The sequence below is a fragment of the Sphingopyxis sp. GC21 genome (genome assembly GCF_025727575.1).
Lineage (GTDB): Bacteria > Pseudomonadota > Alphaproteobacteria > Sphingomonadales > Sphingomonadaceae > Sphingopyxis > Sphingopyxis terrae_A.
The window spans coordinates 1,068,798-1,091,905 of record NZ_CP095845.1 but is presented as its reverse complement, the minus strand read 5'-3'; the positions used below and the strand labels follow the sequence as shown (position 1 = coordinate 1,091,905).

At 66.9% G+C, this 23,108-nt stretch carries 21 protein-coding genes; 7 read left to right on the top strand and 14 right to left on the bottom strand.

Features of this window, described 5'->3' with window-relative positions; all coding sequences use genetic code 11:
* Positions 1-59: 59 nt before the first annotated feature.
* From MU856_RS05210 to MU856_RS05200, 3 genes are read right to left on the bottom strand one after another with little or no spacing between them, the layout of a single operon-like run.
* Positions 60-1,475 carry a TolC family protein gene (locus tag MU856_RS05210; RefSeq protein ID WP_318153200.1) on the bottom strand — a complete coding sequence of 472 codons (1,416 nt, stop codon included), beginning with the start codon at positions 1,473-1,475 and terminating at the stop codon, positions 60-62.
* Entirely contained in the window at positions 1,472-4,669 is a 3,198-nt protein-coding gene (locus MU856_RS05205; RefSeq protein WP_263588520.1) for an efflux RND transporter permease subunit, read from the bottom strand. The genes MU856_RS05210 and MU856_RS05205 overlap by 4 nt, the downstream gene beginning before the upstream one ends.
* Positions 4,666-5,856: an efflux RND transporter periplasmic adaptor subunit gene (locus MU856_RS05200; protein ID WP_263588519.1), complete on the bottom strand. Its 1,191-nt coding sequence runs from the start codon at positions 5,854-5,856 to the stop codon at positions 4,666-4,668. The genes MU856_RS05205 and MU856_RS05200 overlap by 4 nt, the downstream gene beginning before the upstream one ends.
* A 146-nt stretch (positions 5,857-6,002) precedes the next feature.
* Between MU856_RS05200 and MU856_RS05195 the strand changes: the two genes are divergently transcribed.
* The gene (locus MU856_RS05195; RefSeq protein WP_165760685.1) at positions 6,003-6,587 is read left to right on the top strand and encodes a TetR/AcrR family transcriptional regulator; all 585 of its coding nucleotides are present in this window, start codon (positions 6,003-6,005) and stop codon (positions 6,585-6,587) included.
* On the opposite strand, the gene MU856_RS05190 is transcribed toward MU856_RS05195, so the two are convergent.
* Positions 6,493-8,052 carry a glycosyltransferase gene (locus tag MU856_RS05190; RefSeq protein ID WP_263588518.1) on the bottom strand — a complete coding sequence of 520 codons (1,560 nt, stop codon included), beginning with the start codon at positions 8,050-8,052 and terminating at the stop codon, positions 6,493-6,495. The two genes, MU856_RS05195 and MU856_RS05190, sit on opposite strands and share 95 nt — an antisense overlap.
* Here MU856_RS05190 and MU856_RS05185 point away from each other — a divergent pair.
* Genes MU856_RS05185 through MU856_RS05175 form a run of 3 tightly spaced genes read left to right on the top strand, consistent with a single transcriptional unit; the run spans position 8,026 to position 10,515 of the window.
* On the top strand, positions 8,026-8,802 hold the full coding sequence (locus MU856_RS05185; RefSeq protein ID WP_263588517.1) for a hypothetical protein: 777 nt from the start codon (positions 8,026-8,028) through the stop codon (positions 8,800-8,802). The two genes, MU856_RS05190 and MU856_RS05185, sit on opposite strands and share 27 nt — an antisense overlap.
* Positions 8,799-9,329: a DUF2141 domain-containing protein gene (locus MU856_RS05180; protein WP_062902273.1), complete on the top strand. Its 531-nt coding sequence runs from the start codon at positions 8,799-8,801 to the stop codon at positions 9,327-9,329. The genes MU856_RS05185 and MU856_RS05180 overlap by 4 nt, the downstream gene beginning before the upstream one ends.
* A 4-nt stretch (positions 9,330-9,333) precedes the next feature.
* The gene (locus tag MU856_RS05175) at positions 9,334-10,515 is read left to right on the top strand and encodes a glycosyltransferase (protein ID WP_263588516.1); all 1,182 of its coding nucleotides are present in this window, start codon (positions 9,334-9,336) and stop codon (positions 10,513-10,515) included.
* On the opposite strand, the gene MU856_RS05170 is transcribed toward MU856_RS05175, so the two are convergent.
* From MU856_RS05170 to MU856_RS05155, 4 genes are all read right to left on the bottom strand, one after another.
* The gene (locus MU856_RS05170) at positions 10,470-11,270 is read right to left on the bottom strand and encodes a polysaccharide deacetylase family protein (protein WP_263588515.1); all 801 of its coding nucleotides are present in this window, start codon (positions 11,268-11,270) and stop codon (positions 10,470-10,472) included. The genes MU856_RS05175 and MU856_RS05170 overlap by 46 nt on opposite strands.
* A 128-nt stretch (positions 11,271-11,398) precedes the next feature.
* On the bottom strand, positions 11,399-13,792 hold the full coding sequence (locus tag MU856_RS05165) for a TonB-dependent receptor domain-containing protein (protein ID WP_263588514.1): 2,394 nt from the start codon (positions 13,790-13,792) through the stop codon (positions 11,399-11,401).
* On the bottom strand, positions 13,771-14,706 hold the full coding sequence (locus tag MU856_RS05160; RefSeq protein WP_263588513.1) for a FecR family protein: 936 nt from the start codon (positions 14,704-14,706) through the stop codon (positions 13,771-13,773). Before MU856_RS05160 ends, MU856_RS05165 begins: the two co-directional genes overlap by 22 nt.
* A gap of 36 nt (positions 14,707-14,742) precedes the next feature.
* Entirely contained in the window at positions 14,743-15,264 is a 522-nt protein-coding gene (locus MU856_RS05155) for an RNA polymerase sigma factor (protein WP_263588512.1), read from the bottom strand.
* Between the two features lie 156 nt (positions 15,265-15,420).
* Here MU856_RS05155 and MU856_RS05150 point away from each other — a divergent pair, with 156 nt between their 5' ends.
* Entirely contained in the window at positions 15,421-16,485 is a 1,065-nt protein-coding gene (locus tag MU856_RS05150; protein WP_263588511.1) for an endonuclease/exonuclease/phosphatase family protein, read from the top strand.
* On the opposite strand, the gene MU856_RS05145 is transcribed toward MU856_RS05150, so the two are convergent.
* The 4 genes from MU856_RS05145 to MU856_RS05130 all read right to left on the bottom strand — a co-directional run bounded on the left by MU856_RS05145 (position 16,467) and on the right by MU856_RS05130 (position 20,470).
* The gene (locus tag MU856_RS05145; protein WP_263588510.1) at positions 16,467-17,204 is read right to left on the bottom strand and encodes a hypothetical protein; all 738 of its coding nucleotides are present in this window, start codon (positions 17,202-17,204) and stop codon (positions 16,467-16,469) included. The genes MU856_RS05150 and MU856_RS05145 overlap by 19 nt on opposite strands.
* Before the next feature lie 72 nt (positions 17,205-17,276).
* Entirely contained in the window at positions 17,277-19,031 is a 1,755-nt protein-coding gene (locus tag MU856_RS05140; RefSeq protein WP_263588509.1) for a class I adenylate-forming enzyme family protein, read from the bottom strand.
* Positions 19,032-19,151: 120 nt separating this feature from the next.
* A complete protein-coding gene (recF, locus tag MU856_RS05135; protein WP_263588508.1) occupies positions 19,152-20,261 on the bottom strand; it encodes a DNA replication/repair protein RecF in 1,110 nt (369 codons plus the stop codon).
* A 47-nt stretch (positions 20,262-20,308) separates the two neighbouring features.
* Entirely contained in the window at positions 20,309-20,470 is a 162-nt protein-coding gene (locus MU856_RS05130; protein ID WP_263588507.1) for a hypothetical protein, read from the bottom strand.
* Between the two features lie 41 nt (positions 20,471-20,511).
* Between MU856_RS05130 and MU856_RS05125 the strand changes: the two genes are divergently transcribed.
* Together MU856_RS05125 and MU856_RS05120 are read left to right on the top strand one after the other, a co-directional pair.
* On the top strand, positions 20,512-20,640 hold the full coding sequence (locus MU856_RS05125; RefSeq protein ID WP_255265911.1) for a hypothetical protein: 129 nt from the start codon (positions 20,512-20,514) through the stop codon (positions 20,638-20,640).
* Positions 20,641-20,701: 61 nt separating this feature from the next.
* The gene (locus MU856_RS05120; protein WP_003044434.1) at positions 20,702-20,881 is read left to right on the top strand and encodes a PspC domain-containing protein; all 180 of its coding nucleotides are present in this window, start codon (positions 20,702-20,704) and stop codon (positions 20,879-20,881) included.
* A gap of 108 nt (positions 20,882-20,989) precedes the next feature.
* Here MU856_RS05120 and MU856_RS05115 read toward each other — a convergent pair whose 3' ends face one another.
* Entirely contained in the window at positions 20,990-22,294 is a 1,305-nt protein-coding gene (locus MU856_RS05115) for a HAMP domain-containing sensor histidine kinase (protein ID WP_318153208.1), read from the bottom strand.
* A gap of 104 nt (positions 22,295-22,398) precedes the next feature.
* Positions 22,399-23,064 (bottom strand): response regulator transcription factor, encoded by a 666-nt coding sequence (locus tag MU856_RS05110; protein ID WP_003044440.1) that lies wholly within the window; start codon positions 23,062-23,064, stop codon positions 22,399-22,401.
* Between the last annotated feature and the right edge of the window lie 44 nt (positions 23,065-23,108).

The following is a 23,108-nucleotide window of genomic DNA, read 5'->3' as shown; positions in this document are numbered from 1 at the left end:
TGAAAAAGGCCGGCGCAGCCCACGCTGCACCGGCCTTTTTCTTTCACGAGATCGGCGCCTTAGGCGGCGCCGTCCTGCCAGCCGCCGCCCAGCGCCAGGAACAGCGCGACCAGATAGGTCGCGCGCTGCTGTTCGGACTGGGCGATGCTCGCCTGGATCTGCGCCAACGAGCGCTCGGCATCGAGTACGACCTGAAAATTCTCGCGCCCCGCCTGATAGCGAAGCCGCGCGATCCGCGCCGCCTCGCCCGCTTCGTCCGCTGCACGGCGTAGCGCGGCAAGCCGGTCGAGTTCGCCGGCATAGTTGGCGAGCGCGCTTTCGGTTTCCTGAAGCGCGCCGAGCCAGGTGCCGTCGAAGGTCGCCAGCGCCGCGTCGGCGCCGGCCTCCGCCTGCTTCAGCCGCGAACGCGCGACCGCGATGTTCGGAAAGCTCCACGAAATCAGCGGCCCGATCGAAAAGCGGAAGCTGTCGGACTTGCCCAGCCCCGACACCGCGTCGGCGGTCGATCCCACAGACCCGCCGATGCTGATGCTGGGATAAAGGTCGGCGGTCGCAACATTGACGCGCGCCGCGGCGGCGGCGAGCTGGCGCTCGGCCCGGCGAATATCCGGGCGACGGGCGAGCAGCGCGGCGCCGTCACCGACCGGAATCGGACGGTCGAGTTCGGGCGGCGCCTGGCATTGCAACGCGGCCTGCGGCGCTTCGGCGGGCGGCTTGCCAGTCAGCAGCGCAAGGCGATAGAGCGCCCCGGCGCGCTGCGCCTTCAAGGTCGGCAGGGTCGCGCGCGTCTGTTCCAACAGCGCCCCTGCCTGCCCGGTGTCGAGCCGCGTCGCGCGCCCGCCTTCGAACAGCCGGCGCGTCAGGTCGAAGGTCTGTTCCTGAATGCGCAGCGTTTCCTCCGCCACCGCAAGCTGGCGGTTGTAGGCGCAGACGTCAGCATAGGCGCGCGTCGTTTCCGCCGCGACCGTGATGCGCGTCAGGTCGAAGGCCGCCTGCACCGCGTCGGCATCTGCGCGGCTCGCGCGGATCGCACTTTCGACGCGCCCGAACAGATCGACCTGATAACCGATGTCGAGCCCGACATCATAGCTTTCGCCCTCGACCGGGCCGATGCCGGTGACACTGCCCGGCTGGCGGGCGTAGGTGCCGCTGGCGCTTATTCCGGTGGTCGGCAGGCGCCCCGCTCGCGATTCCTTCAACACCGCGCGCGCCTGTGCCAGATTGGCGGCGGCGACGCGCAGATCGGTATTGGCGGCGAGCGCCTCTTCGACGAGCGCGTCGAGCGTCGGGTCGCCGAACAGGCTCCACCAATGCCCCGCCGGCTGCTCGCCGGTGAAGGCGGGCGATTTGCCTGCCTCGAGGAAAGGCGTCTGTCCGGGAGCGGCGGGGGTCGGCGACACATAGGCCGGACCGACGGCACAGCCCGACAGTGCAAGCGCGGCGGCACCGGCCAGCAGGACATTACGGCTCATCATGGCATCTCCAGCGGCGCATCGCCGCCCTTGTTGGTGCGGCCGCGCGCGAACCATTGCTGGACGCGATAGCCCAGCTTGCGCGACACGACGTAGAAGATCGGCGTGAAGATCAGCCCGAATATGGTGACGCCGAGCATGCCGAACGTCACCGCCGTGCCGAGTGCCTGGCGCATTTCCTGCCCCGGCCCGCTTGCCACCGCGAGCGGAATGACGCCGAAGATGAAGGCAAAGCTGGTCATCAGGATCGGACGCAGGCGCGACTGCGCGGCGTGAACCGCGGCGTCGAGCGGAGCCATCCCCTCCTCTTCCTCCGCCTGCTTGGCGAATTCGACGATCAGGATCGCGTTCTTCGCCGCGAGCGCAATCAGCACGACCAGCCCGACTTGCGTCAGGATATTATTGTCCATCCCGCGCAGGTTCACGCCAAGCATCGCCGCCAATATGCACATCGGCACGATCAGGATCACCGCGAGCGGCAGCGGCAGCGATTCATATTGCGCCGCCAGCACCAGGAAGACGAAGACCACCGCGAGCAGGAAGATCAGCACCGCGCTGCTCCCCGCCTGCTTTTCCTGATAGGCAAGGCCCGTCCATTCATAGGAAAAGCCCTGCGGCATCGTCTTCGCGGCCAGTCCCTCCATCGAGGTCAACGCCGCACCCGATGAGACGCCCGGCGCCGCCTGTCCCTGCAGTTCGACCGCGGGGAACAGATTGTAACGCACGACGCGGGTCGGACCGCTGTCGTCGCGGAAGGTCGCGACCGACGAGAGCGGAACCATCTCGCCCGACGAGGACCGCACCTGCAATCGGCCCACATCCTCGATCCGGCTGCGCGCGCTTGGTTCGGCCTGAGCCGTGACGCGGAAGGTGCGGCCAAGGAAGTTGAAGTCGTTGACATAGGTCGAGGCAAGATAGGTGCCGAGCGCGGCGTAGACCTGGCTCGGGTCGACGCCCAATATCTGCGCCTTGTCACGATCGACATCGGCGAAGATGCGCGGGCTTCCGGTGTTGAACAGCGAAAAGACCTGCGTGACGTCGGGCACCTGCTGCGCTCCGCCCATCATCGCCTGCGTCACCTTTTCGAGGTCGCGATAGCTTTGCCCCTCGCGCGCCTGCAGCATCATGGTGAAGCCGTTGCCGTTGCCGAGGCCCTGCACCGCGGGCGGCGCAATGACGAAGGCGTTCGCTTCAGGGAGCGCCATCGCGAGCGCGCCCGACAGCTTGCCCGACAGGGCGCTCGCACTCAGATCGCTGCCGCGCTCGCTCCAGTCCTTCAGACGGATGAACATCGTGCCCGCGTTCGATGCGGTCGAAAAGCTCGCGCCGTCGAGCCCCGAAAAGGTCGCGATGCTCTCGACGCCGTCGATCTGCGACACCGTCTTCTGCGCGCGCGCCAGCACCTCGCTCGTGCGATCGAGCGACGCGCCGGGCGGAAGCTGAACCACGCCGATCAGCACGCCCTGATCCTGATCGGGGATGAAGCCCGTCGGCGTATCTGCGAGGCGCCAGCCGGTCGCGGCGAGCAGTACCGCATAGATGCCCAGCATCAGCGCCGTCTTGCGGATCAGCGACGCGGTGGTGGTGCCATAGCGTTCGGACAGTCGGTCGAACCCGTCGTTGAACCTGTTCGCGGCGCGGCGCACCACGCGCATGATCCGGTTTTTCGGTTCGGCGTGATGCTCCTCGTGTGGCTTTAGCAGCAGCGCCGCCATCGCGGGCGACAGGGTAAGCGACGTCAGCAACGAAAAGACCGTCGCCGCCGCGATCGTTACCGCGAATTGCTGATAGAAGATACCGGGGATGCCGGGGATGAAGGCCGTCGGCACGAACACCGCGACAAGGACGAGGCCGATCGCGATCAGCGCGCCCGACACTTCGCTCATCGTCCGGTGCGCGGCTTCGCGCGGGGTGAGGCCCTGACGAATATGCTTCTCGACCGCCTCGACGACCACGATCGCGTCGTCGACGACGATGCCGACCGCGAGCACCAGCGCGAACAGCGACAGCGAGTTGATCGAAAAGCCGAGCGCCAGCTGCACCGCAAAGGTGCCGATGAGCGCCACCGGAATCGCGATGATCGGGATGATCGCCGCGCGCCAGGTCTGCAGAAAGACGAGCACGACGATGACGACGAGGATGATCGCCTCGATCAGCGTTTCCTGCACCGCGCTTACCGACGCCTGCACATATTCGGTCGGGTTGAAGGGGATCTGATATTCCAGCCCCGGCGGGAAGTCCTTCGACGCCGCCTTGACCTCGTCGAGCACCAGCTTCGCGGCATCGAGCGCGTTGGCGCCCGGCTGCTGGATCACCGCCATGCCGACGCCCGGCTGGCCGTTGAAAACGCCGCGCACGCCATAATCCTGACTGCCAAGCTCGACCCGCGCGACGTCCTTCAGCCGCGTGATCGCGCCATTCTGCGTATCGGTCTTGATCACGACATTGGCGAATTGTTCGGGCGTCACGAGGCGTCCCGGCACTTCGACCGGAAGCTCGAACGCGGGATTGCCCTTGCCATAGGGCGGCGCGCCGACCGAGCCGCCGGCGACTTGGACATTCTGGCTCTGCAGCGCCGCGACAATCTCGGTCGCGGTCAGGTTGCGCGCGGCGGCCTTGTCGGGGTCGATCCACACGCGCATCGAATAATAGCCGCCGCCGAAAATCTGCACCCCGCCGACGCCCTTCAGGCGCAGCAGCCGGTCGCGCAGCGTCGAATTGGCATAGTTGCCGACATAATCGAGGTCGATCGCCGGATCGGTCGTCGTCAGCGCGACGATCATCAGGAAGCCGGTTTCCTGCTTGTTCACCTGCACGCCGATCTGGCGCACCTGTTCGGGCAGGCGCGGTTCGGCGAGCGCAACGCGGTTCTGAACGAGCACCTGCGCCGCATCGAGGTCGGTGCCTGGCTGGAATGTCACCGTTATCTGCGCCAGACCCTGCGTCGAGGACGACTGGATATAGAGCATATTCTCGACGCCGTTGACCTCCTGCTCGATGGTCGACGACACCGTTTCGGCGATCGTGTCGGGCGAGGCGCCGGGATAGGATGCGGTGATGCTGATCGTCGGCGGCGCGATCTCCGGATATTGGGCGAGCGGAAGCTGCGGATAGGCAAAGGCGCCGATCAGCGTGATGAAGATGGCGATGACCGCCGCGAAGATCGGGCGGTCGACGAAAAATCGGCTGAAATTCACTGTGCGCCGCCCTTGCCCGCTGCAGCGCCCGCCGCGGCAGGCTTCGCGGCCGCCTTGGCGGGCACGACCTTGCCATCGGCACCGATCCGGCCCGCCTCGATCTTCGCGGGCTTGCCCAGCATCGCGCGCTGGATGCCGCCGACGACGACGCGATCCTTGGCGGTGATGCCCGAACGGATCACGCGCAGCCCGTCGATGACGGGGCCAAGCTCGACCGGGCGCGCCTGCACCACATTCTTGTCGCCGATCACATAGACCAGGCGCCGCGCCGCATCGGTGACGATGGCGGTGTCGGGAACCATGACGGCGGCGTGCGGCGCCGAAGCCGCAAGCTGAAGCTGGCCGAACATGCCCGGGCGCAGCTTGCCATCGGGGTTGGGCACGACGGCGCGGACGGTGATCGTCCCCGATCCGTTCGACAGTGCGTTGTCGACAAAGTCGATCCGGCCCGAAATCGCATAATCCTGCTGTCCTTGCAGGCGGATACGCACCGGCGCGCCGTCGAGCTTGTCGCCGCGGCGTTCATAGCCGAGCAGGCTCGCCTCGGAACCCTGGAAGCTGAAATGGATGGGGCTCGTCGACACGATCGTCGTCAACACCGTCTGATCGGCGGTGACCGCATTGCCGGGATCGACCAGCCGCTGCGAAATACGCCCCGAAATCGGTGCGGTCACGCGCGTGAAGCCGACGTTGAGCTGCGCCGATCGCACCGCGGCCTGCGCCGCCGCCACATCGGCTTCGCCGGCGCGCACCGCGGCACGGCGCTGCTCGACCTCCTCGGTACTCGCCGCTTGCGATGCGGCCAGTGTCGCCGAGCGCGCGAATTCGGTTTTTGCGTTCGCCAAGGTCGCGTTGGCGCGCGCCAACTGCGCGCGCGCCTGATCGAGCGCCGCCTGGTTCGGGCGCGCATCGATCGAAAAGAGAAGCTGCCCGGCCCGCACATATTGGCCGTCGGCAAAGTGTACGCGCTGCAAATATCCCGAGGCGCGCGGCCGCACTTCGACACTGTCGATCGCTTCGAAACGGCCGACAAAATCATCCCACTCCGTCACGTCGCGGACGAGGGGCTGAGACACGGTGACGGGAAGCGACGGCGGACCGCCCTGTCCTTGGTCGCCGCCGCCCGAACAGGCAGCCAGCGCGAACGAAAGGCACAGGACGGGCGCGAGGAGAAAGCGCTTTTGCATGATCTTGTCTTTTCTGTTGAAGCGTTCCGCCATCGCGCCACAGGGAGGGGGGAAGTTGCGCGATGACGGTCGCTGTCAACTAGTGGGCCGTTCATCGTAAGTCAACAGTTGTTGATTTATTCTCATTCACCATTATGGACGCAAAAATGGAGAGAAGCTCAACCATCAAGCGGCGCGATGCCGTTGCAACCCGCGCGTCGATATTGGCGGCCGCGCACCAACGCTTTCTGCGCGAGGCGTATGAAAATGTCGGACTGCGCGACATTGCGGGTGATGCCGGGGTCGATGTCGCGCTGATCAGCCGCTATTTCGGCGGCAAGGAAGGGCTGTTCCGCGAAGTCGTCAGCGACGAAGCAAAGCCGCATCTGTTCCGCGAGCCCAAAAGCATCGACGAATTACCCGGTTTTCTGGCGCAACTCGTCGCCGAAGACGACGACGCCGACCGCCATCATCGCATGGAGATGTTCGTCATCATGCTGCGCTCGGCCTCGTCTCCCAAGGCGGGCGATATCATCCGCGAACTGGTGAACCGCGACGTTCTGGAGCCGCTCGCCGGAACGATCGGCGGCGATCAGGGCGAGATGCGCGCCAATATGCTGCTGGCGATCCTGATGGGCGTCGGCGTCCTGCGGACGATCATGAAGGTCGATAATTTCGAACTCGATGCCGAAGAAGGGGCCGAGTGCGTCGAGCGCTTTCGCTGCCTGTTCGCGGCGGCGTTGACCTGCTGACCGCCGCGGCGCAACCGCCCGCCCCGGCCAGACGGTCGAAAAGATCGAGATAGCGGCGCGCAGCGAAAGCCGTGCCGAAAGGCTCGGTAACGACCGCCGGAGAAAAGGGTCGGCGATCCTGCCGGTCGATCCATTCGAGCATCGCCTCGGCAATCGCCGCCGGTTCGCGGCTGGGGACGATCGCGCCGCAATCACCGTCCGCGAGCAAATCTCGCAGGAAATGCGAACAGTCGGTGGCGATAACCGGAACGCCGCGTTCGAGCGCTTCGACCGCAACGGCAGGCCCGCCTTCGTAGCGCGAGGTAATCAGCAGCAGGTCGGCATGGTCGAGCGCCGGCCCGATCGATGCCAGGCGCCCCGGTAGCGCAATCCGGTCCGCAACGCCCAAACGCCGCGCCAGCCGCGCCAGCCGCGGCGCGTCGGGCCCGTCGCCCGCAATGGTCAGCCGCACGTCGCGATGCTTGGCCAGTTCGGCGACAACGCGCACCGCGAGACCGAAATCCTTCTGCTCGACGAGTCGCCCCGCCGCCAGCAGATGCAGCGGCCCGGTGCCCGGCACCTTCCTGGCTGCCGGCAAATTTATGATCGTGTCGATATTGGGATCGAAGATCACGCTGACCTCCGCGCGTCCCGTCAGCGCACGCACATCGTCCGCGAGCCCGGTCGACATGGCGGCGAACCAGTCGACATCGCGCGCCGCCCCACGAAAGGCCCGCGCAAGCAGCGCGCGTAGCGCCGGGATCGCCGAAGGCGCCAGCGGATTGCTGATCTTCGCCACGACCTTCGGCCGCCGCGGCAAATCGCGCACGGCGCCCGCCAGCACATGATGAAAATTGCCCGGCAGAAAGAGGACGTCCGGCCGCAGGCGAGCGATCGCCGCCGACAGCGCACGCCGCAGGCGCAGGCGCGAAAGCGGCGTTCTGGGAATTTCGGGTTCGAGGCGTTCGGTGTGTACCCCGCGCGGCACGGCGGAGCGCAGCGGACCATCGAATGTGCCGCAAAGCAAGGTGACGCGGCGCCCCTGCGCCACCCATTCGCGCGCCAGCCGCAGCGCGATCACCTCGGTCCCTCCGAACGAAAAATCGTGGAAAATGATGACGATGTGCTGCGCTCGCGCCACGCCGCAGGCCTTTCCGATGCCATACCGGCGCCCGTGTCGGACGCCCTTCCATCGACAAGACGCCGCGCGCGTCGATTTTCCGCACCGCGCCGATGCGGGATCGGCCGCGCCGCGGCGTCTGAAGCTGAAGAAGCGAAAAATCGCTGGAAACGATACTAACGGGATAAAAGCGTGAACGGATTGACGGTTGCCACAGCCCCCACACCGACGCCCCCCCTCGCCGCACTTGAGCCGCTGACACCAATCCGCAGCCGCTGGCCGGCGCTGGTCAGCGGCCTGCTCAGCCTGGCGCTGCTCGCCGGACTGATACGCAAGCTTTTGGGCGGCGGACTGGCCGCGCTGCACGAGGCGCTGCCCACCAACCCGCTATTCTATCTGGTCTTCCTTGCCATCTATGCGGTGCAGCCGCTGTCCGATCTGGTGATTTTCCGGCGGCTGTGGGGCCTGCCGCTGTCGGGCATCGTGCCGATCCTGCGCAAGCTGGTCGCGAACGAGATTTTGCTCGGCTATTCGGGGGAAGCCTATTTCTACGCCTGGGCCCGGACGCGGCTCAACATGGTCGCGGCGCCTTTCGCGGCGATCAAGGATGTCAGCATCCTGTCGGCGGTCGTCGGCAACATCTTCACGCTGGCACTGCTCGCTATCGCCACGCCCTTCGCCTATTCGCTGCTGCCCGCCGAGCATATCCGCCCGATCCTGGGGTCGGTAGGGGTCATGCTCGCCCTGTCGCTCGCCATCCTGCTCTTCCGCGGCCGCCTGTTCTCGCTTCCTGCGAGTGAACTGCGCTGGGTGTTCCTGATCCACCTCGTCCGCACCATCGCCTACACCGGGCTGCTCGCGCTGTGCTGGCATCTTGCGCTGCCGCTCGTGCCGCTCGCGCTCTGGATGCTGCTCGTGACGGGACGCCAACTCGTCGCGCGCCTGCCGCTCGTCCCCAACAAGGACATCGTCTTTGCCAATCTGGCGGTCTTTCTGGTCGGCAACGACGCCGCGGTGACGCGGCTCGTGGCTCTGACAGTCGCGCTGACCCTGCTCTGCCACGTCATCGTCTTTGCGCTGACCTGGCTGCCGCTGCGCAAGGGAGCGGCCGCATGACCCGCTTCCGCTTCCCTGCCCTCGCCGCCGCCATGCTGGCTTCAGCCGCAATGGTGCCGTCCGCACGCGCCGCGGTCTATGGCGACGCGCCCGCCTGCGCCGCGGGTTCGACAACGCCGGCGCTGCTCGTCTGGCTCGACGGGCTGAAGGACCGCAAGGGACGGATCCGGGTCGAGCTGTTCCCGAGCAACGACAAGGATTTTCTGGAGGATGATTTCGTCCTTCAGAAAGCGGGCAAGGATTTCCGCCGCATCGAATTTGCGGCCCCCGCCGCCGGTCCGGTCGCGGTGTGCATCCGGGCGCCGCGGCCTGGCCGCTTCAGCTTCGCGATGATCCACGACCGCGACGGCAAGCACAAGTTCAGCTTTTCCTCCGACGGCGTCGGCTTTCCCGGCAATCCCAAATTGGGGTGGAGCAAACCCAAATCGGCAAAGGCCGCGGTGACGCTGGGCAGCGGTGTCACGGAAATGCACGTGATGATGAATTATTTCCACGGCCTGGGCTTTTCGCCGGTCAAGAAGGATTGAGGTGATGCGGATCGTCGACGTCTGCGAATTCTATTCCCCCACCGGCGGCGGCATCCGCTCCTATGTCGACCGCAAGATGCAGTTGCTTGCCGAAGCCGGCCACGAACTGATCGTCCTCGCGCCCGGCGCCGAGGATCGCGAGGAAGTGCGCGCGACCGGCGGCCGGATCATCTGGGTCAAGGCGCCGCCGCTGCCGTTCGATGCCAATTATCGCATGTTCTGGGATGCGGCGCCGATCCATGCCTGGCTCGACCGGTTGCACCCCGATGTCGTCGAAGCCTCTTCGCCCTGGCGCCCCGCGTGGATCGTCGGAAAATGGGCCGGCGACGCCGCGAAGGTCTTTTTCCTGCACAGCGACCCGGTCGTATCCTATCCGCAGCGCTGGTTCGGACGGATCGCCTCGCGCGAAAAGATCGACGCCGCCTTCGAATGGTTCAATCGTTATCTGCGCCGCGCGATGCCGCTGTTCGACAGTCTGGTGGTCTGCGGCGATTCGCTGGGCAAGCGGCTGAGCGACCGCCACATCGGTCCGGCGCATTGCGTCGCGCTGGGCATCGATCGCGCCGCCTTTTCACCGACCCTGCGCGACGCCAGCCTGCGCGCCGACCTGCTGGCGCAATGCGACCTTCCCGAAAGCGCCACGCTGCTGGTCGGCATCGGGCGGCACCATGGCGAAAAGCGATGGGACATGGTGATCGACGCGGTGCAGGCGGCCGCCGCCCGCGAACCCGTCGGCCTGATCCTGATCGGCAAGGGACCGGCGAGCGCCGCGCTGCGCAAGCAGGTCGGCGGCAATCCGCATATCCGCATGTTCCAGCCAATCTATGACCGGCCGCAACTGGCAACGCTGATGGCGAGCTGCGACGCGCTGATCCACGGATGCGAAGGCGAAACCTTCGGCCTGGTGGCGTCGGAAGCGCTGGCGTCGAGCCTGCCGTTGATCGTCCCCGACGAGGGCGGCTGTGCCGAGATCGCTCGCCAGGATTTTGCGGAAACCTATGCCGCACGCGATGCCGCCGCAGCGACGCAGGCCATCGCCCGCTTCTGCGCGCGCGATCGCGCGGCGGTCCGTCAGGCGGCGCGCCGTGCCGCCATCGCCGTCCGGTCGGACCGCGACCATGTCGCGGACCTGCTCCGCCATTATGACGCGCTGATCGCCGCGCGTTCGTCGCGGGTGGCGGCATGATCGGCCGCGAGATCCCCATAGCGGGCGACCCGGCGTCCGGCGAGCAGCGCGGCACAGCATTTGTCGATGCTGGTCACAAGGCTGGGCACATGCGCATCGCCCGGATGCAACGCGACGCGCACGTCGCGCATCGGCTTCAGCGCATGCCGCGCGAGCGCAGAAAACAACAAGGAACTGGCAATCCGCGCCCTGCTGCGGCTTGCCCAGGTGATGACCGGACCGCGCGCGAGCACCGCGCCGGTTTGCGGATTCCACACCTTCATATGATCCTCGGCCATCGTAAATCCGGCCTGTGGCAAAGCGGACAGAGCCCCAGCTCCGTAGAGCCACGCGGGCGCGATGAAACCGGTTGCGGCAACCCCTGTCACGTCCTCAACCAGTTTCTTGGCCGCCGTCATCCGCGCCAGCGCGGTGGCATGGTCAAGGCCGAGGAACTCGCCCTCGCCCGCCGTCATGTGGCGCGCGCGGAAGCCGTCGACCGCTCCGCTGTGCCGGCTGTCGTCGCGATGCGCCCAGCCATGCACAAACATTTCAACACCCGCGTCGGCCCAGCCGCGCAGGCGGCTCTGAAAGCCCCGGTCTTCGGCGATCGGCGCGCTGTCCCAATGGTCGGGAACGACCAGCATCGCGACCTTCGGCCCACCAAGGTGGCGGACGAGTTGATCGAGCAGGCGATCGACCTCGTCGGCGAAGCGCGGGCTGACGTCGTGGATCGAGGCGAGGAATTTGCGCGAGGATTTATCGGAGGGCCGCATGACTGACATGTCCTTGATGGCGATGGTCTATCGCTTGCTCGTCTGGGGCAGCCGCAACGCGGACAAGGCGCCTCGCACCCGCGCCGCGCCCGCAAAGGCGCCGCCGCCGCGCGCGGCTGAACCTCCGTTCAAAAGGCTGCATCCAGGCCAATCCTGACGGTGCGGGGCCGCAGCGGCGTTTCCTGCCGACCGGCGACCACAGTGAAGGGGTTCCCATAGGAAAAGCGGTTACGATCGGCGTTGAACAGGTTCGTGACACCTAGCGCAAAGCCGAAACGCCCGCGCTCGAGACGCAGGTTCAGAGCCGTGTCGACATAGCGGCCCTGGCTGATGTCGAGCAGATTGCCGACGCCGAGATAGGATTTGCCGACATAGCGCGCATCGGCGGCAATCGACAGGCGGGCATCGGCGCCGACGCTCTGCACCCAGCGCGCGCCCACCCGCGCGCCCCACTGCGCGATATTGGGCAGATCATTGTCCTCCGCCCGCGCATAGGCCGGTGCGGCCTGGGTCAGGCTGCTGTGGTTGAGAAAGGCGCTGCCGTCGAGGCGCAGCGACGGGGTGGCGTTCCACGTCGCAGACGCGCTGAATCCGAGAATCGAACCATTGCCGATATTGTCCGTGTAGGGAAAACCCTGCGCATCGACGAGGTCGGCCTGGATCGATTCCCAGCGCGCGTATGAGCCCGACAGCGCCACGCTGAGCGGATCATGATCGGGCGCGCCCCGCCGCGCGCCGAGTTCGAACGTCGCAATGGTGTCCGACTGGAAGGCGACCGCGCTTCCCGGGCTGCTCACCGACAAGCCGCCGGGTCGGAATCCCTCCTGATAGCGCCCGTAGATCAGCCACCCGCCCCCCGGCTTCCAGCGCAGCGACGCGGCGGGTACGAAATAGTCGACGGCGCGGCGCGGTTCGGGCGGGTTCGGGTTGGCGGGATCGATCAACTCGCCCGAAAAACGCGTATGGGCATAGCGGCCGCCGAGGCTGGCGCTGAGCCGCGGCGCCAGGCCGAAGGTCCATTCGCCGAACAGCGCCACCTCGCTGCGTTCGTTCAGAATATCGGCAATCGGGGCGGGCGCGGCGGGGTCGCCAAGCGCGCGCCGGGTCCGGTCCTTCCCGTCGGTGATGCCGATCCCCGCGATCCAGCCATGCCCGTGCGCGCCCTGCCGCGACAGCGTGGTTTCATTGGCGTGCTGGCGGATCCCAATATCCTGCGTAAAGGCCAAGGGGTTCCCGCCGCCGAGCGCCGACGCATCGAAGCGGTTCGCCAGATCGTGCGACACGATCGCACCAGTCGATCGCAGCACCAGCGGACCCCAGCTTCTTTCGACCGTCGCGTAAAGCAGCGAATAATCATTGTCGAAGGGCTGCGCGATCAGGCTCTGCCGCGTCAGGTCGGGCAGCCCGGCCTCCGAATATTGACCGTCGCGCGTCTGGATGTCCTGCCGCACCCAGCCCGCATCGATCGTCCAGCCGTCGCCCGGTGTCACACGCAGCGCCGCGCGCCCGCCGAAGATGCGGCTGCGGTTGACGTTGCTCAGCCCGCGGGCGCTGTCGTCGATATAGCCGCCATCGATGCGATGATAGCCGACGACACGCAGCGCAGCACGGTCGGTCAACAGCGGCAGGTTGAGCGTCGCCGCCGCATCGTGGCTGTCGGCGCCGTGCTGGGTCAGTGCATAGCCCGCTTGCATCCGCGCCGCGAAACCGCCGCTATCGGGCTTTGCCGGATCGATGCGGATGATGCCGCCGAGCGATCCGGCGCCGTAAAGCGTCCCCTGCGGCCCTTCCAGCACCTCGATCTTGTCGATGTCATAGAGCGCGATGTCGGGATCGGGCGCGTTATAGTTGAGCCGCGCGTAGCCGAAATATTGCCCAACCGTCGCCTGCGTCGGGCCGGTGAAGCTTGAATCGGCGACGCCGCGAATGAACAGTTTGTTGCGGCCGGGGCCGAGGTTGGTCGAATTGACCGACGGAAGCTGGCGCACGATGACGTCCGAACCATGCTGCCCGGGCGCGCCCGCGAAACTGTCATCGAGGCGCATCACCGTGACCGCAGCGGGATAGTCGGCGAGCGAGGTGTCGCGCTTGCTGGCCGTGACGATAATCTCTTCGGGCGGCGCGGAGTCGGCCGGGCGCGGAGCCGCGGGGCGCGGCGCCGGGCGGCGCGGCGGCGGTGCCGGGCGCGCCCGGACGGGGACGCGCACAATGCGAAAGCTGCGCGCGTCGATGATCGTCACGCCCAGCCCGGTGCCGCGCAGCAGCCGCGCGAGCGCGGTTTCGACGTCCATCGTGCCGGCGACGCGGCGCACCCGGATCTCGCCCATCGCAGGATCGGCAAGCGCGACGCTGACGCCGCCCTGGCGCCCGAGGTCGAGGATCGCCTGGTCGAGCCGGCCGGCAGCGATGGCAAAGCGATGCGTCTCGGCGGCATGGACCGACGCGGGGGCCAGAGCCGCCACGAGGCTGGCCGCCGCCCATTGCCTGTAACGCTGCACCATCAGTTCGCGGTCAGTCGCCACTCCTCGCCGACCTTGCGGGCCGAAACGCCCATCAGGATCGCGATCTTTTCTATAGCGGCCCTATCCTTGCCGTCGATCAGGATCGTGCCCGTAAAGGTGCGATCGGCGATGGCGGGATCGACGGCGATCGGGGCGCCAAGCGCGCGCGACAGGTCGGGTGCAATATCCGACAGCGGTGTCGCGGTGAAATCGAGCCGGCCCGTCTTCCACCCCGCCACCGTTGCGGGATCGACGCGGGTGACGACCGGCGCCGCGCCGCTATGTGCGATGAGCAGCCGCTGCCCCGCGCGGAGCAGCAGGGCCGCGCGATCGGGATCGAACATCACCGCACCTTCGGCAACGCTCACTTCGGCACGTCCGTCCTCGCGCGCGACGTTGAAGACCGTGCCGATATCGCGCAGCCGCATATCGCCCGATACGACGGTGAAGGGATCGGCCGGATCGTGGGTGACGCGGAACACCGCCTCGCCGCTTTCGAGCGTGGCGATGCGCGGATTGCGGCGGTCGAGTGTCACGCGCGTTCCGCCGTTTAAGTCTATCACCGTCCCGTCGTCCAGCGTCACGCTGCGCTGCTCGCCGAGCGCGGTCTCGACCGCATAGGTCGGCACCGCGACGCGGTAGACCGGCCATGCGCTCACCGCGACAAGCAGCGCGGCGGCGACTGCACCAGAGCGGCGGAAGAATCCGGGGGCATTGTCGTTGGCAGGCGCGGCGTCGGGGCGATCCGCGGCCAAGGGGCGCGCGGCGAGGGCCTCGGTCATCGCCGCATCGGCGATCGCTACCCGGTCATAGGCTGCGGCGTGCGCCGGATCGGCCTTCAGCCACGCGGTGAAGGCGGGCCAATCGGCATGCGCGGGGTCGCGCTGCCGGACGAACCAGCCCACCGCTTCCTTTTCTGCCGCGCCGTTTGCCATGCCTAAAACCGTCCCTTCGCAGCTAGGACGGTATGGTCAGTCATTTTCCGCATCGAGTTTGTCACGTAATTGCAATACGGCCTTGTAGGCCTTTTGTAGATGTTTTTCGACAGCGCTCAGGCTGAGGCCGAAATGCGCGGCAATATCGCGCTGCGGTGTGCCGTCGATGCGGTAGCTGCGGAAGATGCCGGTGGTCGGCTCGCCCAGTTCGTCAAACAGCGCCGCGACGCGGGCAAGCTCGCTCTTCGCGATCGCCGTGCGCTCGGCCGATGGAGCCGGCGACGCCTCGCCCGCGTCGCCCGTTGCCAGCGCGCTCCACGCATCGTCGCGCCGCTCGCGGCGCTGCGCCGAGCGGCGGCGATCGATCACCAGATTGTCGGCGACCCGATAGAGATAGGAGAACGGATCGTCTGGAACCGCCGCGATCCCGCCGATCTTGATCCACAAATCCTGCAGAATATCCTCGGCGTCCGACGCGTCGCCGCAGCGGGCCCGCACGAAACGTTCCAGCGCTGCGCGGTGGGCCAGGAACGCCCCATCCAGACCGTCGGCGATCATGCGCCGCCCCATACCAATGCCGCGCGCAAGCCGCAATCGGATCGCGCCCATCGATCGGCAATGCGACGCTTTTTTCGTGCCGATGCGGAAAATCGCGCGCGGCGCCGTCCATTTGACAGGGGCGATGGTCGAATTGCGTAGCGGGAGTCTTGCCCCATGTCCCAAATCCTGTCCCGCCGCGCGCTCCGGATCGCTACGCTGGCGGCGGCGTTTGCCGCAAGTTGCACCGCCACCGCCGCGCCGTCGCCAGCCTCCGCAACGCCGATCAGTGTCCTCACCTACAATATCCATGGTCTTCCCTGGCCGCTTGCCTGGGGGCGCAGCGATGATTTCGGACAGATCGCGGCGCGGCTGCGCGCGATGCGGCAGGCGGGAATCCAGCCGCACATCGTCGTGCTGCAGGAAGCCTTCACGCGCTCCGCCCAGCGGATCGGCGCAGAAAGCGGCTATCGCTATGTCGTGGACGGCCCGGCCGCCGCCGATCGAAGCAGCCTGCCCGCAACCGACGCCGACCGCCGCTTCGCTGCCGCGGCATCGTGGTTCAAGGGCGAGCGGTCGGGCAAGCTGCTCGGCAGCGGGCTGCAACTGCTGTCGGACTATCCGATCCTCGCGGTACGCCGCGCGCCCTTTCCGGCCTATGCCTGTGCCGGTTATGACTGCCTTGCCAACAAGGGCATATTGATGGCGCTCGTCGCGGTGCCGGGCGCGGCAACGCCGGTCGTCGTCACCACCGCACATTTCAATTCGCGCGGCGCGTCGGGGGTTTCGGATGAGCGCGCCGACTATGCCTATCGCCGCCAGCTCGACGCTGCCGGACGGTTCATGGCGCAAAGCCCATGGCATCGCTATCCGATCATCTTTGCCGGTGATTTCAACGTCGGCAAGATCGCGCCGCGCGCCCGCGCCTTCGCGTCGGCAACGGACGGCTGGTGGGGAAATGGCCGCACCGGCGCGCTCGACGATGCGATGCACGCCTGCTCGCGCAGCACAAGCGGCCTCCCCCGCGCCGCGCTCGAAAGCTTTCGCCGCTCGAAGGACTGGCAATTATTTGCATCGACACGCTTTGCCGCGCTCACCGCTGAAGCCATATCGGTGCCGTTCGGGCGCGGCGCCGACGGCCGCATGCTGTCCGACCATATCGGCTATGTCGCGCGCTATCGCCTCGCGCCGCTCACACCGACCGCCGCACGCGGTCCTCTCGGCTATGTCCGTTTGAAATAGGCGATCAGGCGATCGATCGATGGCCGTGCGGCCTGCAGCGCCTGTTCGGTTGCGGAATCGTCGCGCCGCGCCGCGCCATCCTGTGCCGCCTTCAGCGCCGCACCCATCTGGCCCGCCAGCGCCGTGTCGCCGACGTCACCCGCTATGTCATCCCAATGTTGCCCCGCCACCGCCATCGCCGCATCGACGCCGGACCAATCGGGCCGCGCCGCCCCAAGGCGCGCGGTCCCGGCCAATTGCGCATAATCGATCAGCGCCATCGCCGTTGTCGCCTTCGACACGGTCGCCATATCCTCGACCAGCGCGCGATAGATTTCGAGCGCCGCGAGTCCCGCACCCTGCCGGTCGTCCTTCCGCGCGGCGGCATCGAGCGCGGCGAGCCGCGGCACGATCGCCTGCTGCGCCGCCGAACCGAGCGACGCGTGGACGCCTTTTTCGGAATAGATGGCGGTGGCGACGCGAGCGCGAAACTGCCCGACCGATTCGTCTGGCGCCGCCACCGCCACATCGCGAAAATAGCCGGCAGCGGCATGTTTGAGCGGATCGGGATCGACCGCATAATCGGTAATCCCCGCGCGCGTCGTCAGAGAGAAGGTCGCAATCGCCTGATCGGAGGGCGAATGCGGTGCGCCGCAGGCTGCGAGAGTCAGCAGAGGCAGGATCATCGCGCCGCGCGGCCAGCGAACATGGAGCGGAAAATCGTATAGAAAATTTGGCAAAGGCCTATCCTTTGCCCGGAAGACGTCGCGGGGGCGGCAAAGCCGCACTCCCCGCTCGTCCCAAAACGTCCGTCAGCTTGCGCGGTCGGCGAACAGCGCCTTCAGATCCTTCTTCAATATCTTGCCATTGGCGTTGCGCGGCAGCGTGTCGGCGACGAAATGCACCGCCACCGGCACCTTGAACGCGGCGAGCCGCGCGCGCACCCAATCCTGCAATTCGCTCTCGCTTGCCGTCATCCCCGGCGCCAGATGGACGACCGCCGCGGGTTCTTCGCCCAGCGTGCGATGCGGGATGCCGATGATCGCGCAATCGGTGACCGCCGGATGTTCGTAGAGCGCGTTTTCGACTTCCGACGAATAGATATTCTCGCCGCCGCGCAGCACCATGTCCTTCGCCCGGTCGACGATATAGACGAAGCCTTCGTCATCGAGGCGCGCGAGATCGCCGGTGCGCACCCAGCCGTCGACAAAGGTTACGGCCGTCGCCTCGGGCTTGTTCCAATAGCCTTTGACGATCATCGGGCCGCGCGCCCACAGCTCGCCGACCGTTCCCGTCGGCAGCACCGTCACGCCGTCATCGTCGCGGATTTCAAGGTCGGCGACCGCAACCGCCGGCCCGGCGCTGGTCGGACGATTGAGATAATCTTCCGACGAATGCGACGTCACTGTCGCCATCGTTTCGGTCATCCCCCAGCCGTTGCCGGGCAGCGCCCCGAATTCTTCATAGATGCGCTTGACGAGTTCGGGCGCCGACGGCGCGCCGCCATAGGCGATCGCTTCGATCGACGAGAGATCGTAATTGGCGCGGTCGGGGTGCTCGATCAGCTGCCAGGCGATCGTCGGCACGCCGCCGGTCACATTGACCTTTTCGCGCGCGATGATCTCCATCGCCTGCACCACGTCCCATTTTCGCATGAAAATCGTCGTATTGCCTGCCGCCATGCTGCCCATCAGGCTGGCCGAACAGGCGGTGACGTGAAACATCGGGATGACGGTCAGCGTCGTGCGCGGCTGCGGATCGGGGATCGCTTCGCCGCGGCGCAGAAAGCTGCGCGCCGCCGAAAAGCCGCCCGAGAGGATGTTGCTCATCAGATTGCGATGGGTGCCGAGCGCGCCCTTGGGATTGCCCGTCGTGCCGCTGGTGTAGAAGATCGTCGCCTCGTCATCGGGATCGATCGCAACGACGGGCCGCGCGATATCGGGAAGCGCCGCCCAGCTTGCGGGTGCGCCGACGATATCCTCGATCGCCGTCGCGTCGTCTTCAGCGCCGCCGCGCGCGACGATCCAGCGCGATACGCCGCCCAGTTCTTCGCGATGATCGCGCAGCCGCTCCAGCCGCTCGCCATCGACGATCACAACCTTCGCCCCCGAATCGCGGATGCCATAGGCCAGTTCGGCACCGGTCCACCACGCGTTGAGCGGCACTGCGATCGCGCCGATCGTCGTGATCGCGAAAAAGACCATTGGCCATTCGGGCAGGTTGCGCATCGCAAAGGCGACGCGGTCACCCTTGCCGACGCCCATGTCCTGCAACGCCTGCGCCAGCGCCGCGGTCGCGCGCCAATTCGCCTCGAAGCTGACGCGGTCGTCGTCGAGGATGGTGAACAGTCGCGCGCCATGGGTGCGCGACATGTCGAGAAGGACGCCCAGATCGTTGGGGGCATTTTTCCAGACGCGCGTCGGGACACCGCGGATCGTTACCGTCTCCATCTCGAAGCGCGCGCCGGGCGCGGTCAGCACCGCGGTTGCATCGGCCATCGACATTTTCGGCCAGGCCGGATCGAGCGCCACCAGCGGCTCTGTCATCACGTCACTCGTCACGCGCATTGCTCCCATATCCGTCCGGTCGGGCGCCGGAGATTCGCCTCAGCGTTACGGACGAACGACGGGCCGCACAAGCGGGCGAAGCGTGGAAAGGCGCAGCGTTCGTCACGGTGCGGCGACGCCCTAGCCCGGCGCGATCCGCCCGCCCGCAACCCGAAAGCGCGTCACCGGCCCCGGCATCGCGTCGAACAGCCCCGCCTCGGTGCCGGTGAGCCACGCCTGCCCGCCCTGCCCGGCGAGGCGCGCGTAAAGCGCCGCGCGGCGCAGCGGGTCGAGATGCGCGGCGACTTCGTCGAGCAGCAGTATCGGCCGCTGCCCCCGCGCGCGCGCCACGCAATCGCTGTGCGCAAGGACGAGCGAAAGCAGCATCGCCTTCTGCTCGCCGGTCGAACAGCGCGCGGCGGCGCGACCGCTCGCCGCATGGACGGCGGAAAGGTCGTCGCGGTGCGGCCCCGCGGTCGCGCGCCCGGCCGCTGCGTCGATCCGGCGCCGCGCCGCGAACAGATCGCGCAGTGCCGCCGGTTCATACGCCGCGCTGCGCGGGGCGCCATCGGCATCGACAAGGGTGAGGAGCGGACGCGCGAAGGGCGCGTCGGGCTGTTCCGCCAGTTCGGCGAACAGGGCCGCGAGCGTCCGCTGGCGCGCCGCATCGATCGCCGCACCATGCTCGGCCAGCTGCGCCTCTAGGCTCGCCAGCCATTGCGGATCGGCGGCGGAAAGGTCGGCGAGCAATTTGCCGCGCGCGCGCATCGCCGCCTCATAACGATTGCCATGCTGGGCATGGCGGGGGTCAAGGGCGAGGACGAGGCGGTCGAGGAAGCGTCGCCGATTGCCCGCCGTTTCCACGAACAAACGGTCCATAGCCGGGGTGAGCCAGAGGATGGCGAGCCAGTCGCCGAGTGCCGTCGCCGCCGCGGCGCTGCCATTGATCCGGACGACCCGGCGCCCCGGCGCCGAGGGTTCGACCCCGGTGCCAAGCGCCACGGGGGCGAGGGCAGGATCACCCTGCACCTCGCCGAACACTGCGAAGCCGCCGGCAGCGCCGTCGCGCACCATATCGGGTAGCGCCGCGCGCCGAAGCCCGCGCCCCGGCGCGAGCAGCGATATCGCCTCCAATATATTGGTCTTGCCCGCGCCATTGTCGCCGTGAAGCGCGACGAGGCCGGGCCCGGCCGCCAGATCGGCCCCCGCGTGATTGCGGAAATCGGTCAACGAAAGGCGGATCAGCGTCATCTGCGTTGCGCCTACCCCAGCCCTGTGTGCGATGCGAGTCCCGCGCATCATTGCTGCCTACCAAAGGCCAAACGCAAAAAATTCCAATTTAAGGCAATTTTCACCACATCATTGATTTTTTCCCGCTGAAATATAGTTTCAACCTCGAAAAAACCGCGGTTAACCGCCAATGAATGAAATTGGCACGCCTCCTGCATTGCTACTGGCATCCACCGGATGGTCCGGGTGGGAGGAACGAAAGGATTATATCATGGCTCATTTCAACACCGAATCGCTCAAGAGCTACGCCATCGCGGCGGTTGCCACGCTCTACTGCTCGATCATGTTCCTGGCCGCTGCTGGCCCGAACGGTGCGGAACTCGGCCGGCTGGTCATCTGACCAGCCGCCCCCACCCACGAACAACGCCGGTCCCGGAGGGACCGGGACGGAAAGGAAAGAAATGAAACAGGGTTTTCGCAAGAATCGTCGCGATGGCATGGTCTTCGGCGTGTGCGCCGGCATGGCGGACCACTTCGGCTTCGACGTCTTGTGGACGCGCGTCGCCTTTGTGGCACTGACTTTGCTGGGCTTCGGCCTGCCGCTGCTGGTCTATCTGACCGTCGCGATACTCGCGCCATAACGCAGCCACGGGCCGGCCGCCTTTCAGGCACGTCGCACCGGCCCCGCATATTTCCACAATCGAAGGCCCGCCGGTCCGCCGGTGGGCCTTTTCTTTTGCGCAGCACACCTAACCGGCGGGCAGTTTGAGCCGTACGAGCGTCCCGCCAAGATCCTCGCTCTCTTCGAGCGCGACGCTGCCGCCATAGATTTCAGCGACATCACGGACGATGGCAAGGCCAAGCCCCGTCCCCGGCTTGCCGCTGTCGAGCCGGACGCCGCGGTCGAAGATACGCTGACGGTCGGCGGGCGAAATGCCGGGGCCGTCGTCCTCAATCAGTATCTCGGCCATGCCGCCCGCGCGCTGCACGGTCACGAAAACGCTCCCGCCGCCATATTTGGCCGCATTTTCGAGCAGGTTTCCGATCAATTCGTCCAGATCCTGCCGCTCGACCCGTGCCACCAGCGTCTTGTCGCCCGCCTCGTCGAAACGCACGTCGGGATGGAGGCGGGTCAGCGCGCGCAGCACGCTGTCGACGCTGTCCCAGACAGCGGCGCGCGCCTGCGCCGCCCCGCGGCGCCCGACCGCCCGCGCGCGCGCCAGATGATGATCGACCTGTCGACGCATCGTCGCCGCCTCGCGTCGGATCGTTTCGGCGAGTTCGCTGTCCGACCCCGCGGCGCTGTTGAGCAGCACGGTCAGCGGCGTCTTGAGCGCATGCGCCAGATTGCCGGCGTGCAGCCGCGCCTCCTCTGCCTGCTTTTCGTTATGCGCGAGCAGCGCGTTCAATTCCTCGACCATCGGCTGCACCTCCAGCGGCAGCGGCGCGATGACGCGTCGGTTTTCACCGCCGCGCATCGCCGCGATCGCGCGCCGGATGTGGCGCAGCGGCCAGAGGCCGTAAAAGGTCTGCAGCGCGGCGAGGACGATCAGCCCGACGCCAAGCAGCCCCAGGCTGGGAATCAGCGTCGCGCGCACCGCGCGGATTTGCTCGTCGAGCGCCTGACGCGACTGTGCGATCTGGAAACGCCAGTTGGTCTTGCTGCCCGGAAGGATGACGTTGCGCTCCAATATGCGGAGCTGTTCGTCGGGAAACTGCGTGCTGTCATAGGTATGGAGCCCGGTATCGACGTGCGGCTTGGGCGATTTGAGGGTCCGTTCCCACAGCGAGCGCGAGCGATAGGGCTCCTGCCCGCCGCCGCTGATCTGCCAATAAAGGCCGCTATAGGGCTCGAGGAAGCGCTGGTCACCCAGCGGCTCGATCAGCCGCACCTCGCCATCGGGGCCGATCTCGGACGAGCGGATCATCGCGATCAGCACATATTCGAGGCTCGAATCGAAGTTGCGCGTGATCGCGCCGGTCAGCACCCGGTCGAGCGCGAAGCCGCCGCCGATCAGCAGCACCGAAATCCACAGCGCCGCAATCGCAATCATGCGCCGCGCGAGCGAGCCGGTCGTCAGGCTCGCCAGCGCAGCCGGCTCCGTGCGGGTTTCGGTGCCGGGCGCGATCGGCGAGGCGGCGTCGGCCTCGGCCATGATCAGCCCTGCGGATCGTCGAGCTGATATCCGAGGCCGCGGATTGTCGTGATGATGTCGGCACCCAGCTTCTTGCGGATGCGGGTGACGAACACCTCGATCGTGTTCGAATCGCGATCGAAATCCTGATCATAGATATGTTCGATCAGTTCGGTGCGCGACACGACCTTGCCTTTGTGATGCAGCAGGTACGACAGGAGCTTATACTCCTGCGCGGTCAGCTTGACCGGCTCGCCATCGAGCGTGACGCGGCCCGAGCGCGTGTCGAGCCGCACCTTGCCCGCGATCAACTCGCTCGACGCATTGCCCGAGGCGCGGCGGATCAGCGCGCGCAGACGAGCGATCAATTCCTCGGTCTGGAACGGCTTGGCGAGATAATCGTCGGCGCCCGCGTCGAGCCCGGCGACCTTGTCCGACCAGCTGTCGCGCGCGGTCAGCACGAGAACGGGAAAGTTGCGCTTTTCGCGGCGCCAGCGATCGAGCACCGTCAGCCCATCGACTTCGGGCAGGCCGAGGTCGAGGATCGCGGCGTCATAATCTTCGGTCGAGCCTAGGAAGTGCCCGTCTTCGCCATCGGTGGCAAGGTCGACGGCATAGCCGTTCCCCTCCAGCGTCGCCTTGAGCTGCGGACCCAGCGTGGGTTCGTCTTCGACAATCAAAATCCGCATTCAGGCACCTTTCGTCTGCGAGCCCGCCGGACAGGGTGGGCCGA